This is a genomic window from Syntrophomonas curvata (assembly GCF_052976825.1).
Genome location: NZ_CM129641.1, coordinates 158,235 through 172,187, shown reverse-complemented (window position 1 = coordinate 172,187; position 13,953 = coordinate 158,235). Strand labels below are relative to the sequence as shown.

At 48.3% G+C, this 13,953-nt stretch carries 16 protein-coding genes; 4 read left to right on the top strand and 12 right to left on the bottom strand.

The features are described from left to right. Positions 1-207: 207 nt before the first annotated feature. Positions 208-1,101: a formate/nitrite transporter family protein gene (locus ACU70B_RS00920; protein WP_447184492.1), complete on the bottom strand. Its 894-nt coding sequence runs from the start codon at positions 1,099-1,101 to the stop codon at positions 208-210. Positions 1,102-1,473: 372 nt separating this feature from the next. Between ACU70B_RS00920 and ACU70B_RS00915 the strand changes: the two genes are divergently transcribed. Next, positions 1,474-2,169 carry a carbonic anhydrase gene (locus ACU70B_RS00915; protein WP_447184491.1) on the top strand — a complete coding sequence of 232 codons (696 nt, stop codon included), beginning with the start codon at positions 1,474-1,476 and terminating at the stop codon, positions 2,167-2,169. Positions 2,170-2,399: 230 nt separating this feature from the next. Here the strand turns inward: ACU70B_RS00915 and ACU70B_RS00910 are convergent, their stop codons facing one another. The 11 genes from ACU70B_RS00910 to spoVT form a co-directional block, all read right to left on the bottom strand. Beyond that, positions 2,400-3,290 (bottom strand): Ppx/GppA phosphatase family protein, encoded by an 891-nt coding sequence (locus tag ACU70B_RS00910; RefSeq protein ID WP_447184490.1) that lies wholly within the window; start codon positions 3,288-3,290, stop codon positions 2,400-2,402. A 127-nt stretch (positions 3,291-3,417) separates the two neighbouring features. After that, positions 3,418-3,861: a S1 RNA-binding domain-containing protein gene (locus ACU70B_RS00905; protein WP_447184489.1), complete on the bottom strand. Its 444-nt coding sequence runs from the start codon at positions 3,859-3,861 to the stop codon at positions 3,418-3,420. 100 nt (positions 3,862-3,961) lie between these two features. Continuing rightward, positions 3,962-4,243 carry an FtsB family cell division protein gene (locus ACU70B_RS00900; RefSeq protein WP_447184488.1) on the bottom strand — a complete coding sequence of 94 codons (282 nt, stop codon included), beginning with the start codon at positions 4,241-4,243 and terminating at the stop codon, positions 3,962-3,964. Then, positions 4,233-4,466: an RNA polymerase sigma factor gene (locus ACU70B_RS00895; protein WP_447185675.1), complete on the bottom strand. Its 234-nt coding sequence runs from the start codon at positions 4,464-4,466 to the stop codon at positions 4,233-4,235. The genes ACU70B_RS00900 and ACU70B_RS00895 overlap by 11 nt, the downstream gene beginning before the upstream one ends. 155 nt (positions 4,467-4,621) lie before the next feature. Further along, positions 4,622-5,047: a spore cortex biosynthesis protein YabQ gene (gene yabQ, locus ACU70B_RS00890; protein WP_447184487.1), complete on the bottom strand. Its 426-nt coding sequence runs from the start codon at positions 5,045-5,047 to the stop codon at positions 4,622-4,624. Positions 5,048-5,318: 271 nt separating this feature from the next. Continuing rightward, positions 5,319-5,588 carry a sporulation protein YabP gene (gene yabP, locus ACU70B_RS00885; RefSeq protein WP_447184486.1) on the bottom strand — a complete coding sequence of 90 codons (270 nt, stop codon included), beginning with the start codon at positions 5,586-5,588 and terminating at the stop codon, positions 5,319-5,321. A 160-nt stretch (positions 5,589-5,748) separates the two neighbouring features. Then, the gene (locus ACU70B_RS00880; protein WP_447184485.1) at positions 5,749-5,991 is read right to left on the bottom strand and encodes an RNA-binding S4 domain-containing protein; all 243 of its coding nucleotides are present in this window, start codon (positions 5,989-5,991) and stop codon (positions 5,749-5,751) included. Between the two features lies 1 nt (position 5,992). Beyond that, positions 5,993-6,265 carry a non-specific DNA-binding protein Hbs gene (gene hbs / locus ACU70B_RS00875; RefSeq protein ID WP_447184484.1) on the bottom strand — a complete coding sequence of 91 codons (273 nt, stop codon included), beginning with the start codon at positions 6,263-6,265 and terminating at the stop codon, positions 5,993-5,995. 107 nt (positions 6,266-6,372) lie between these two features. Further along, entirely contained in the window at positions 6,373-7,143 is a 771-nt protein-coding gene (gene mazG / locus ACU70B_RS00870) for a nucleoside triphosphate pyrophosphohydrolase (RefSeq protein ID WP_447184483.1), read from the bottom strand. 165 nt (positions 7,144-7,308) lie between these two features. After that, on the bottom strand, positions 7,309-8,859 hold the full coding sequence (locus ACU70B_RS00865) for a putative polysaccharide biosynthesis protein (protein WP_447184482.1): 1,551 nt from the start codon (positions 8,857-8,859) through the stop codon (positions 7,309-7,311). A 253-nt stretch (positions 8,860-9,112) separates the two neighbouring features. Further along, positions 9,113-9,676: a stage V sporulation protein T gene (gene spoVT / locus ACU70B_RS00860; RefSeq protein ID WP_447184481.1), complete on the bottom strand. Its 564-nt coding sequence runs from the start codon at positions 9,674-9,676 to the stop codon at positions 9,113-9,115. Between the two features lie 338 nt (positions 9,677-10,014). Between spoVT and ACU70B_RS00855 the strand changes: the two genes are divergently transcribed. From ACU70B_RS00855 to ACU70B_RS00845, 3 genes are all read left to right on the top strand, one after another. Continuing rightward, the gene (locus tag ACU70B_RS00855; RefSeq protein ID WP_447184480.1) at positions 10,015-11,145 is read left to right on the top strand and encodes a GerAB/ArcD/ProY family transporter; all 1,131 of its coding nucleotides are present in this window, start codon (positions 10,015-10,017) and stop codon (positions 11,143-11,145) included. Between the two features lie 82 nt (positions 11,146-11,227). Further along, a complete protein-coding gene (locus ACU70B_RS00850; protein ID WP_447184479.1) occupies positions 11,228-12,790 on the top strand; it encodes a spore germination protein in 1,563 nt (520 codons plus the stop codon). Continuing rightward, on the top strand, positions 12,790-13,929 hold the full coding sequence (locus ACU70B_RS00845) for a Ger(x)C family spore germination protein (RefSeq protein ID WP_447184478.1): 1,140 nt from the start codon (positions 12,790-12,792) through the stop codon (positions 13,927-13,929). The genes ACU70B_RS00850 and ACU70B_RS00845 overlap by 1 nt, the downstream gene beginning before the upstream one ends. Positions 13,930-13,953: the final 24 nt, after the last annotated feature.

The window sequence follows — 13,953 nt, the reverse complement described above, 5'->3', positions numbered from 1 at the left end:
AAACGAGAGGTGTTCCCCCCAACTGCCCCCGCTGCAATTCTTTTCATGTCCTCTAAAAAAATAGGAGACCCTTGTTCGGATCTCCGATATGTACGACTGGGGCATGTATTTAGATAGCTATGAAGTCAGGCCGATTTACCGCTACAGGCTGGCCAACCGAATCTGCTTGCAGTCATCTTGGCAACGGGTTGCAAGCAGGGGCGGAAGCTATTTTTTCAAATAAACTAACCAGTAAAACATACCTACGAATATAGCACCGCCTACGATATTCCCCAATGTTACGGGAACCAGGTTGGCACTTATAAAATTACCATAGCTGAAGAAAGCGGTTACCTGGTCTGGAGCCATATTGAAAAGGGAAACCGTGGACCCATCCGCTGCGACTTTGGTAGCTCCGGCAACCAGCTCGGGAGCTTTCTGAGCAATGCTGATACCCATGGGAATAAAGAACATATTGGCGACACTATGCTCAAACCCGCTGGATACGAAAGCCATGATAGGGAAGAATATGGCGAAGATTTTGCCTACAATATCTTTGGCGGCAAAGGCCATCCAAACGGCCAGACAAACCAGCCAGTTACAGCAAATGCCCCGGAAGAACGCTTCCCCAAAGCTTAGTGACATTTTTCCCTTGGCAATAGCCAGCGCCTTTATGCCATGGGCACTGAGCGCGGTGGCGGCGGCGGAATCAGCCCAGAATCCGCCGTAGAAAATGATATAAACAAGCAATACAGAACCTATAAAGTTGGCTAGAAAAACAACCACCCAGTTTTTAAGTAATCCGCCCCATGTAGCTTGCCCATTAATAACGGAAATACAACAGAACAAACAGTTGCCGGTAAACAGCTCTGAACCGGCAATGACAACCATCATCAGGCCCACCGAGAAGACTGCGCCAAACAGGAACTGTCCGCCTGACGTGCCTGCCATCTCCATGGAACCTATCTTGGTAGCCAGGTTGGCTCCAAATCCAATGTATGCCCCGGCCAGTATTCCCAGAATAAGCATTTTAAAAATCGGTAATTCACATTTCGCTTTTCCAGCATTACATGTAGCTGCTGCAATTTCTGCAGGAGTTAAAAAATTCATTCTCTCGTTCACTCTCCTTTTCCTTCTACTGTGCTACGTCCAAAAACACCTTTCCCCCTCCCTGTATATAGGTAAAAAGCCCAACTCATAGCAGGTAACCGTAGATAATCCCGGACCTTATATCTGATGGCCCGGGAATCCGAAACACATTTCCCTCTGCAGATTATCCCTCAAGAATCAAAATATTACATTAGTCATAAATCAATATGATACAATTAAGGCTAGATAAAAACATTTTATACTTCAAAAAGCTATTAACCGTCAAAATCAGCTCTTCCGCAAAAGAATTTCTACATAAAGCTGTGAATACCTGCGCAGTTATAAGAATTATAATTCTTAGTTATGGGCGTAATAAAATATTTTTATATGACGGAGGTGTCGGTTATGAGTCATTCTTCTCCCCATGTCGACCGGGATGCCTTGCTACAGGGTTTGGCGGCATCTGCCGAGGATTTTTGCCGCCAGTTTCCCCTGGAGGATTTCAGCAAGGGCGATTACAAACAATACCCGGTCATCACCTTGCTCACCTGCTCTGATTCCCGCATGCCGGTAAATATCTTCGGCACTATTTTTAACCGCATATTCGCAGTAGAAAATATCGGCAATCAGTTCCGCAGCAGTGAAGGCTCGGTACTCTATGGGCTGCTGCACCTGCACACCCCGGTGATGATTATAGCCGGACATACCGACTGCGGGGCTATCAAGGGGGCAATATCTAATTTTGTCGATGAGCCCCTGGGTATCCGTAATGAACTTTCCCTGGTCAAAGATTCGTTGGATGCGGCTCGCGCCCTCTATGGCCTGAACGATGTTGGGGATCCCGCGTTAAGCCTTACCCGCCTGGCGGAGATCAATGTGGACATGCAGATCAATTATCTGCTGACTAACCCGGCAGTCAGCCAGTTGGTACATAATAAGGAAGTATTGTTGCTGGGGCTGATGGTTGATTTACATAATCATTATCAGGAGGGGTTCGGCAGAACTTTTACCATCAACGTCAATGGCGAAAGGGATACCGTTGTCATAGGAGGCAATGCCGAACTGGGCAGGTTTGCTGAGAAAGCTAAAAGGCTGACCTGATAGGAGAATTTCCAGATTGGGGGAAACAGACACCGATTTGGACTGATCAACACCCTATACGAGGGCAATATAGGGCCGCATAGTCCGCAATTGCGAGACCAGATTTTTTAAAGTTATTGATTGCTTCTAAACCTGGTGATTCATTTTCATCCATGGTTGCCTGTCCGCCTGTGGCCGAAGGGTATGCCCTGTGGGTACGGGCCTGTCGGCCATGGGGGGTCAACACTAATTTAGCCGGGGGCGTCAGCCCCCTTATGCAGCTGGCGGATAATGCCTTCCAGTATGTCACTTTCACTGACCCTGATTTCCTGGCGGCCCAGAGCATCCATTATGAGCAGTATAATCCCGGCGCCGGCGGGGATTATATCAGCCCTTTCCGCCTGCAGGCCGGGCAGCCGGCGGCGCAGGTCCAGGGGCGTAAGTATCAGCATATCATAAAGATCGGCCACTTCCTCACGGCTCAAAATCTGTCCATGCACCTGCTTGGGGTCGTAGATTTCCAGCGACAGCTTCATTGCCACCAGTGTGGTGGCGGTTCCCCCGACCAACACCAGGGGGTATTCTTTAAACCGGTCGCGGTCGGCAGCTACCGGGGCCAGGATGTTTTTTATATCTATAACGGAAAGGTCTGCCTCAGTAGCTCGTACCGCCCCCAGGGGCAAGGAAAGCGAGAAGCGCTCATGGCTTTCTTCCAGCCTGAATTCACAGCTTCCCCCTCCTAAATCTGCCACCAGCGGTACCTGCTCCAGGGTTAGGCCTTCTTTTACTCCCCGATAGCTCAGCCGGGCTTCCTCCTCACCGTCTATAACTTCCAGGACCAGACCGCACGCACCCTTTACCATAGTCTGAAACTCCTTCCGGTTGAAGGCCTCACGCATGGCACTAGTGGCAACTGCCCGGCAGGAATCCACTTTCAGCCGCTCTATCCGGCCAGTGTAATCCTTAAGACAGTCAAGGGTTCGTTCCATGGCTTCAGGCCCAAGCTTATGGCCGGCATTCACCCCGGCACCCAGCCGGGTGCTTTGCAACTCCTGACATATAGGCTTAATTCGGCCATTTACCATGTCTGCCACCAGCAGGCGGCAGGAGTTGCTGCCGACATCAATGGCGGCATATCTCATTATCAGCATCTCCTTAACGGTATTGGGTTTAAAGCATTCTCCGGCAATACCCTTCCCTGTGTTCCGCGTCTAAACGTCAGCCCATGCCAAAAAGCACTTCCTGCCGGAAGTGCTTTCAATAATCTCTTTACACAAAGCGGTTGCGTTTTTTCGGTTCCATCCGGTTTTTGAGGGGCTGCATCCTTTCGTCGCTTTCCTTTAAAAACCTGGTTATTTTATCATCCAAACTGAGCTCGCTAATGGGAGCTTTGTTAGACTGGGTGTTGCTTCTATACCTGTCTGTACTGCGGTTACGAGCCGGAGGTTTTGCGGGTTTGTCCTCCCGAACCGTGGCCTGTTTAATCGACAAACCGATTTTTTTGCCGTCCACATTAAGTACCTTAACCTTAACCGTATCACCCTCCTGAATAAAATCCTTTACATTGCGGACATAGGTATCGGCTATTTCCGAAATGTGCACCAGTCCAACCGATCCGCCCGGCAATTCAATAAAAGCTCCAAAGTTGGTAATCCCCTGAACTTTGCCTTCTACCAGATCACCAGGATTGATATTGCTTTGTTCAATAGGCATAGAAAATGATGTCCCCCTCAATATATGCTAGATTAATTGTATTAAATGCCAGATAACTAGTCAACATCAACCTTGGCTTTCATATTATTATACTGTTCTTTTAAGGCAGGACTTCAATGATGCGAGTTTCGCCCGGCTTAACCATACCCAGTTGCTCACGGGCAATTTTTTCCACCGTAGCCATGGAACCGGCTTGCTGCAGTTCCTGTTCCAAATCCCGGTTAACCGACTGCAATTCGGCTTTTTGATTCTCCAGTTGTTCCAGACGGTGATTCAAATCCCATATGGTTTTTATCCGCGGAGCTATGGGCAAGATCAGCACAACCGCCATTACTCCGACCAGCATCAGTCTAAAGGGGGATCTACCCCGGCTATTGCTCATCTTCATTACCCTCCTCATGGAAGAGACCCAGAACGTCGCCTGGGAGCACGATAACTACTTCATACCCTTTGGAACGGGCACGATTATACAGAGTGGCAACGGTACTGGCACTTATTTTAAGAGTTCTGGATATCTCTTCCGTGCTTTTCCCCATCTCTTTCATCACCACTACTTGTCTTTCTCTGAAGCTAAGCTTCTCGGCTCCCCGGATCTCAATATGCATATCCTTAACAACTCTATCCACAATTTGTCCACAATCTGTGGACAAATTTAGTATAACTTATCTTCGGGAAGAGTCAAAATAAATCCTTCTTTTTTATGAAATTTTATTTGCATGGATACCGGTAACGCAGATCGCCAGGCTTTGCGGGAATCATTTTAATCATGGGGATCTGCCGGCGGGTCTTCGGGACGGGATTTGAGCCGACCGAGTTGTCCGGCCACCCAGGAAAATATTTTTTTGCTTCCCCTGGACAAAGCAGCACAGACAGCGACAGCCGCATGGGCTCCCCTGGCTACACCGGCGTCAAAACGGCGGGCAAAGCGGCGGTAGTATATGATTATTCCCAGAAGCAGAGCTATCAAAACGTAGATTCGCATTTCTCCCTGATTGATAAACAGCATGCTTAAAAAGACCAGAACAATAATAATTATCCACAGAGAAAAATCCAGCATATATAATACGTAGCGTGATACCCGGGCGGAACGGATAACGGTCTGGTAAAAGTGAAAGATGGTCCCGGTAACTAAACCCAGTACCAGGGTCAGGATAAAGGTTTCTATCTGTCCCAGTAAACTGGTCAAAAAAGCCTCCCCCCTTGGCGTGGGCTGCTTTTATTAGGATAGCCCAATCAGAGTAATCGGGTTATCCCGCAGCAAATAAAGCGGACAGCTTCGGTTCAGCTGCCTTTACCAGTCTGTACCGCAAATACGGGCAATTATATCCACCAGATCATGGCAGTTAATTTTCAGCGCCAGATTTGCAGAATATATTTTTCTGCCACGGACCGGATTGCCGACCTTTGCCGGCGGCGCTTTTATCTGGCCGTTGCCCCAGGCCTGATTAGCTTAAAGGTTACTTCAGCAGCCGGTTAAGGATATTTTTCCCTTTAGCCTTGATGTCGGCTCCCTGAGTTCTATATTCCACACTGTTAACCGTGCCCTCCAGAGCAACTTTTCCCTGTTCCAGGTTTAACATGCTTACATGGAGTTCCTGTCCCACAATGCAAAGGTAACCTAATTCGGTTTCCAGAATTATTTCGTCCTCGTCAAAGGTGTTCACATTCTTGATTCCGCTGAGCTGCATATTGCTCCGGTTCACCAGAGTCAAGGAATGGTCTGCCACGGCATCCGCCTCCTTATTTAAGCTATTTAACAATATGCAACAACATGCGGGGTTTATGCCTGAAGTTTTGGAATATAACGGGGTCAGCAAAGGGGACGTTCAATTGGTTTGCAAATTTGCAAACCAATTGAACGTCCCCTTTTTGGCTCTCGCTTGGCTTTTATTCTAATATGCGGTATAAGTTTTTTGCTTCGGCAGCCTTTACATTTTCCTTTATGTCCAGTACTTCAAAAGCGGTACTTTTGTCTCCTATCTGGAGTACAATAATATCCCCCTTTTTTACTTCACTGGAGGGTTTGGCCATTCTTCCGTTGAGCAAAACCCTCTCATTGGCAGCGAAATCTTTGGCAACGGTACGTCTCTTGATGATACGCGATACTTTAAGATATTTGTCCAGACGCATTTTAACTTACGGAGTCTTTTAATGCCTTGCCAGCCTTGAAAGCAGGAACCCGGGTGGCCGGAATGTCAATTTCAGCTCCGGTTTGAGGATTTCTCCCTTTCCTGGCCTGGCGATCCCTTACTTCAAATGTGCCAAAACCAATTAGTTGCACTTTGTCTCCGGCCTTTAAAGCATCTTCAACCGTTGCAAAAAAAGCATTAACTGCCTGTTCAGCATCCTTTTTAGTCATATCGGCCTTTGAGGCTACGTGAGCAATCAGATCTGTTTTATTCAAGCATGCATCCCTCCTTTAATGTGTATTAACTGGCTTATTCGCTGTTTAGCGGGATTATCCTTCTTTTACCGGTGAAAAGATATAAATTAATCATTATTTCCCTGTCTTTATAGCCCTTTGGTCTTGGCTTCTTCCCATATGGAGTCCATTTCTTCCAGACTCATCTCCGGGAAATCTTTACCCTTGCTCTTAATCCGGTTCTCTATGTAATTAAACCGACGGGTAAACTTGTCATTACTGGCCTGCAGTGCCTGTTCCGGTTCAATGTTTTGCAGGCGGGCGACATTTACCAGAGCAAAGAAAATATCTCCCCATTCTTCTATTTTCTCTTCCCTATTCACCGCCTGACACAGCTCGTCCACTTCTTCCTTGAATTTTTCCACGGCTCCATCCACAGAAGGCCAGTCAAAACCGACCCGGGCCGCTTTTTCCTGTACTTTTTCAGCCCGCATAAGGGCCGGCAGATTTTTGGGTATGCCCTCCAGGAGATATTTTTTCCCCTCCCGGCGCTTGAATCCCTCCCAGACCTCCATAACATCATCTCCGGTTTCCAGTCGTTCCGCGTCTCCGAAAACGTGGGGATGGCGCTTTATCATTTTCCGGCTTACTCCGGCAGCCACGTCGCTGAAGTCAAAATACCCTTCCTTCCGCCCCAGCGCTGTATGGAAGACTACCTGCAATAACAAGTCTCCCAGTTCTTCCCGCAGTTTATGCATGTCCCCTTCGTTTATAGCTTCGATGACTTCGTAGCTTTCCTCAATCAAATAACGGATCAGGGACTCATGGGTCTGCTCCCGATCCCAGGGACAGCCTTCCGGCCCCAGCAGTCTGTCCATTATCTCGATTAGCTCATTTATGGCTTGACCCGCATCATCCATTACAGTTCCTCCTTACAATTGGGAAAATAACCGTAGAATCGACCTGTTTTCATCCGTGGCTGCTTGCCTGCCTGCGCCTTATGAGTATGCCCTTTGGATACGGCCCTGCGGTCATGGGGCTAAAAATTTTTCCCCGTTGCTCCTAATGAATTCTCTGCCGGATATTTAGTTCCTGACGATTCTCTTCACCATATCCAGGTCCAGTTCTTTAAGCAGCAGCAGCAGTATGCCGTATATGCCTATGCCGACTGTTATCGCCAGCAAAGTGGCAATGTGCGAGTTGATATCCACCCCGACCATACCCTGATAGGAGAACTTTACTCCAAAAGCCATAACCGCAGTTACCAACCCTATCTTAACCAGGCGGCCGTTTTCATAGTCCATTCCGGTCAATTTCTTAAGGTAAATCATATTAAGCAGGGAGCCTGCCAGGAAAGCAGTAACCGTTCCTATAGCCGCCCCCTGGATGTTCAGCATGGGGACGCTGGTAAGGGTATAGTTAAAGATTACCTTAAGTATGCCGGTTATTATCAGGTTGCGCATGGCTATCTCAGGATGTCCTATACCCTGCAGCCCGGCGCTGGAAAGCTGAAAGGCCGCCAGCACAATACAGGAAAAAGCCAGCGGCTCCAGAGGCAGACCGGCTTCCGGAGTGGCATAAAGCAAATCACATATCTGAAAAGCCAGTATATATAACCCGGCCGCACAGGGAAAGGATATCAGCATACCAGCCCTAAAGCCGTTGTTGATTCGCGCATTTAGCAGCCGACGGTCGTTCAGGGCCAGAGCTTCAGATACCGCCGGTACCAGGCTGGTGGCAATGGAAATGGTAAAAATAGTAGGCAGGCTGATAAGGACAGCCGCCATGCCGGAGAGCTGACCATACAGGGCGGTAGCCTGGGAGGTAGTGTAGTTTATAGCCATTAAGCGGCCGGGGACAATGACGGCGTCCAGCATCTGCACCAAAGGCAGGACTACGGCGCCAAAAGAAACGGGAATGGCCAGGGTAACCATTTCCCGGGCCAGCTGTATGGAGCTGGCCCCTGAATATTGGAGAATCTGTCCCTGTTTCTTATTTTTGGCCCGGAAGTTAAGATAGTAGATGCTGAGTACAATCAGCCCGATTATACCTCCTACCACAGCACCGAAGGTAGCCCCGGCAGCAGAGTACTCCAGACCCCGGGGAAAGAGGAAAAAGGCCAGGATAAGCACTGCCGCTACCCGGAAGAGCTGCTCCAGGACCTGGGAAACAGCCGTAGGCAGCATGGATTGGTGCCCCTGAAAATAACCCCGAAAAACCGACATCAGGCCGGAGAAGAAAATGGCCGGGGCTACTGCCAGAATGGGATAATAGGCCCGCGGTTCTTTTAAGATATGGTTGGCTATGAAGTGAGCGGATTGCATGACCAGAAGGGTTAAAAGCACCCCGAAAATAAAAAGTATCAGTAGTGACACCCGGAATATCTTGCGGCTGTCCCCCGCATATCCTTCAGTTTCTTTGCGTGATACCAGCACCGATATGGCTACCGGTACCCCGGCAGTGGCCAGGGCCAGTATGGTTGTATATATAGGATAGGCCATTTGATAAAGGCCCATGCCTTCCCCCCCCAGCAAACGAGCCAGAGGAATGCGGTAAACCGCCCCCAGTATTTTACTAATGGCTCCGGCAATGCTCAAGACCAGGGCTCCCCGGAGGAAGTTTTTCTTCGTCTCCATTTTGTTCCTCCCCAATGTTCGTGAGCTTTATTATATCACACGCCAGTTTGAATTATTAATTTCTGATGTCTTTAAGTCCTCAATAACCGGGCACGGGCACCTTCAAAAAGCCGCAGATACTGATTCATTCTTGGCCGGAGGCCGTGCCGGGCTGCATGCTGTCCCCGCAGAGGATGTAATCTGTGATTATTAATAATCCAGTTCATAAAAAAGAGCGATCCTATAATATAAGACCGCTCTTTGCTTAACGCGATTACTGTTCCATTTGTTTGGCCAGAAAACCAGCGGCGGTTTCAGCCAGTTTAACCTCCATGTCACCCAGTTTTATTCCCGCTTCCTTGGTAACAATGATTACCGCTCCAATTGGGTCACCCTGGGTGATGATAGGCGCAATGACCTGTGATTTAATGGTGTACTCCCGGTCATCATTCTGAATCACATACACACTATCGTCATCCGCCGGCTGCAATTCATTCATTATCAAGGTGGTTCTCTCTTCCAGAGCCCGTTCAACAGCGGGTCCTATAGCCTTGCTCAGGAACTCCCTTTTGTTAGCGCCAGCTACCGCTATGATAACATCCCGGTCAGCTATCATGGAAATATGACCGATAGTTTCGTGCAGCGAGTCTGCGTATTCTTTAGCAAAATCCCCCAGTTCTCCGATGGGAGAATATTTCTTTAAAATAACTTCACCTTCACGGTCAACAAAGATTTCCAGAGGGTCACCCTCGCGAATGCGTAAAGTTCTGCGTATTTCCTTGGGAATAACGACTCTTCCCAGGTCGTCAATGCGGCGTACGATTCCTGTTGCTTTCATTTTACAATTATCCCTCCTTTTTTGAAAAATTGAAAATGCTGTTTTATTTCTCAGTGATAGTATATAACTCAAAATACCCTTTTATTCACTTTTTACCATCAAAGTGTGAATTTTTTTGGAATCCCTGATTAATGGGGTTTTAAGCTTTCCCCATTGGCCTTTCAGGCTTGTAGATAATTCCCTGCTTAAGGCAGCATGATTTTTTCAAGAGCCCTGCCCAAACATCTCTATGATATTAATACGTATATCATTTTTTTAATTGGGGGTTAACCAAAACCCATAATATATTTATTGGTTTAGGTAAGACTAAAAACATTAATTCTATATGGGTGGGATATATGAAAAAAATCAATAGGTTTCAACTTTACTGCATGTTATTGATAATGACTACCCCTCTTGCTTTCCTTATAGTGCCCAAACTAATTGCTGCTCCGCTCGAGAACAACGCCTGGCTGGCTATAGTTGTTTCCCTGATACCCGGAAGCATCATTATTTATCTTTATACCGCTATTATAAAAAAAAGCCGCCATCCCTTTCCTGTCCTGTTAGAGGAACACCTGGGCCGGTGGGCGGGTAAAGCCGTCGCCTGCTTGTATATACTGTTTTTTCTTCTTGCCAGCAGTTTTGCCTTGCGCATCTTCGTGGATTTTATTGAAACCAATGTCCTTCCCGGTACCCCGATAAGTATTTTTATTGGGATAATGCTTTTCTCCGGCTTTGCCGGGATTAAGTCCGGGCTCACCAACATAGCCCGTACGATAGAAATAATCACCTATGTGGGTTTGCCTTTTACACTGCTTATGCTTTTACTGACACTCGCTCATAACCCTGATTTCAGCAATCTGCAACCGTTCGGCTATATGAGCTACCAAGATTTCGCCCTGGGATTGCAATATGCTACCATACCCCTGCTAAATATGATGCCGGTGCTGACCCTGGCCTATTTTTTCGACCAGCAAAAACACCTGGTGGCAACCATGGCTCAGGCAATGCTGACCCACGTCCTGGTTATGGGGTTAACTGTCCTGGGTACCATCGTGGTTCTGGGGGGACAAAACGTCAACCTCTTTACCTTTCCTACTTTTGTAACCATACGCTTGATAAGCATCGGCGACTTTATCCAGAATATCGACATTATTTTTATAGGAATCTGGATACTTGGTATTTTTGGCGTACTTGCCATCTGGTGGTTCATGACCTGCTATACTATCCAGAAGGTTTTTAATCTCCATGACTACCGTTTTCTGGCAGCGCCTACGGCGATAATTATCGGGGTGGCCTCCATTATGATAAGTCCCAATATTCTGGAGCTCAACCTGGTTATAAAACGGGTTTTACCCCCGATCTATTACTTTTTTCTATTGCTGATCCCCCTGGTTGTTTTTATCATTACCCTATTCAAACAGCCGGTAAATCAAAACACGGAGATTCAAGGCCACGGCTCCAGCCCTGAAGTGGCGGCTAAATAGTAAGACCGAGCGCAGAATCCGTATAAATGTATTGAGTATGTTTAAACTAAAATAGCCAATCTTAAATAACAGGAGTAAAAATATGCGCTTTATCAAGAAGGAAAATAATCAGGTTAAACCGCCGGAAGCAAAAATACCCCGGCCTCTGTCCACCGATATACAAGAGAACATAAGTCAGCTGCAGACCATGCTGCAGCGCTGCTCCGACGCTATTTTCCGGGAACTGCTGCTGGGCAGCCATCCCCCTACCCGCTGCCTTATAGTTTATTTCGACGGTCTGGTGCAGCGTAAGATGCTGGACGACAATATTATCAAATCCCTGCAGTTGGAAGTGGAGATGACCAAAGACCCGCAGAGCAAGCTGGAACAGCACGACCTGCTGACTGCCGTTGAACAGTGCATAGTGAATGTCGCTGAATTAAAGCAAGGCGTGTCGACCTATGATGCGCTTATTCAGGCTATAAGCTCCGGCGACAGCGTGATTCTGCTAGACGGCTACAGCCAAGCCCTGGTGGCAGGAACCCGGGGCTGGGATGCCCGTAATGTAAGCACCCCTGAAAATGAACTGGTCATATTCGGGCCCAAGGAGGGTTTTGTTGAGAACCTGCGCTCCAACACGGCCTTGATGCGGCGGCGCCTGAAATCCAGTAATTTTAAAATCGAGAGCCTGGTTCTGGGAAGGATTTCCAAAACGGATGTCGTTTTCTGTTATATCGAAACTATCGCCCCCCCGCAATTAGTGGATGAAATCCGCCGCCGCCTGCAAAAAATAGATATCGATGCAGTTTTGGACAGCAATTATATTCAAGAGCTGATTATGGATAACAAGTCCACTATCTTCTCTCAGACTGAACATACTGAAAAACCGGATCGGGCAGTAGCCCACATGTTGGAAGGCAGAGTATGCATTGCGGTAGATGGCTCTCCCATGGTTCTGGCCCTGCCAACCTCGTTCCCACGCTACTGGATTTCTCCCGAAGATTATTATATCCACTATATTCCGGCCTCTCTTTTCCGCATAGGCCGTTTCGTTGCTTTCCTGTTGGCCTTGACCCTGCCTTCGCTATATGTAGCGGTAATCAGCTATCATCAGGAAATGGTTCCTACGGCATTATATCTTACCATTGCCGCTTCCCGGCAAGGGGTTCCCTTCCCCTCGTTCGTGGAGGCCCTTCTGTTGGAGCTAACTTTTGAAATGCTGCGTGAAGCCGGATTACGCCTGCCCCGGGCAGTAGGTCCGGCGGTCAGTATCGTGGGTGCTTTGATAATTGGTGACGCAGCGGTAAGGGCCGGCCTGGTTTCCACCCCCATGGTAGTGATAGTAGCTTTTACCGGCATCGCCTCATTCGTTTCCCCCAGCTATAACGCGGGTATTATAGTACGAATATCCCGTTTTGCTTTTCTGTTCGCCGCTGCTTTATTGGGTTTCCTGGGGATAATGGTGCTCTTTATCCTGCTGCTGATTAGAATGGTTTCCCTGTCGTCATTTGGGGTACCGTACCTGTCCCCTATTGCTCCGCTGAATACCCAGGAAATATCGGATATTTTGGTGCGGCGACCCTGGTTTAAGATGTACCGGCGCCCCTACCAGGAGGGTATGCAAAACCAGGTTCGTCTCAATACCGGGAAGGAGTCAAAAGGCTAATGCGGCGCTTTGGTTGCTTGCTTTTAATGCTGCTGTTGCTGCCCCTGGCCGGGTGTCAGGCGAAAGAGGTCAATAATACCAGCGCGGCTCTTGGTATAGGAGCCGATTTGGAAGGGGAACAGATCAAAATAAGCATCCAGATGGCCAAACCGGTCCCTCCCGAGAAAAGCGGTAAAGAGCTACCGTTCATAACTGCTTCCGGTTTAGGCAGGACTGCCAGTGAGGCCACCCGCAATATTTCTCTGTCTATTCCCCGGCAAACTCTATGGTCCCATGCTTCTATTCTTTTTTTGGGTGATACCTTGGCTCAGCGGGATCTGAGCCTGATAGCCGATATTTTGGCCCGCAACACTGATATCCGTAAAAGCGCCCGGATTTTCGTTGCCCGCGGCAATACCGCAGAAGAGATAATGTCATCCCAGACCCCCCTGGAACCTTACTCCAGCCTGGGTATACGGGATTTGGTCCGCACACAGGAAAAACAATTGGGCATATACACCACAGTAAGTCTGGGAGAATTCATTTTTGCCCTTTCAACGGCTGGAATAGACCCCCTGCTGCCCCAGGTAAGCCTAGTCAGGCAGGGGGACCGGGTGCTTCCTACCCTTAACGGAACCGCCGCCTTCAAGGGTAAAAAAATGGTGGGTTCACTGGATAAAGATGAAACCCAGGGCTACCGCTGGATGAAAACAGGCTTAGCCCAGGGCGGAATAATCATCATCCCCTCTCCCATCGATCCCCGGCAACAGGTTACTCTGGAGGTAATCCGTTCCCGGGGGCAAAGCCGGGCAGTTATTAAGGGTGATGAAATTAGAATAAAATTAGAAATTAATGCCGAAGGCAACTTCTATGAACAGGATTCCGCCGGCCCGGTTTTGACTGCGGAAAATGTCAAAAAAATGGAGGAACTAGCCAGCCGGGAGATTGCCCGCCAATGCAATGCCAGCATTGCCCGGGCTCAATCCCTTAACAGCGATATCTTCGGCTGGGGCCGGGCAGTGGATATTGCCTCTCCTCATACCTGGGAACAGGTTAAATCTGATTGGTATGAAATCTTTCCCCGGGTGCAGGCGGACGTGAAGGTCAAATTTTCTATACGCCGGACTTACCTCACCGCTGACTCTTTTGTCTTCCGTTAGATAGACAGGGAGGCTGCGGAGAAC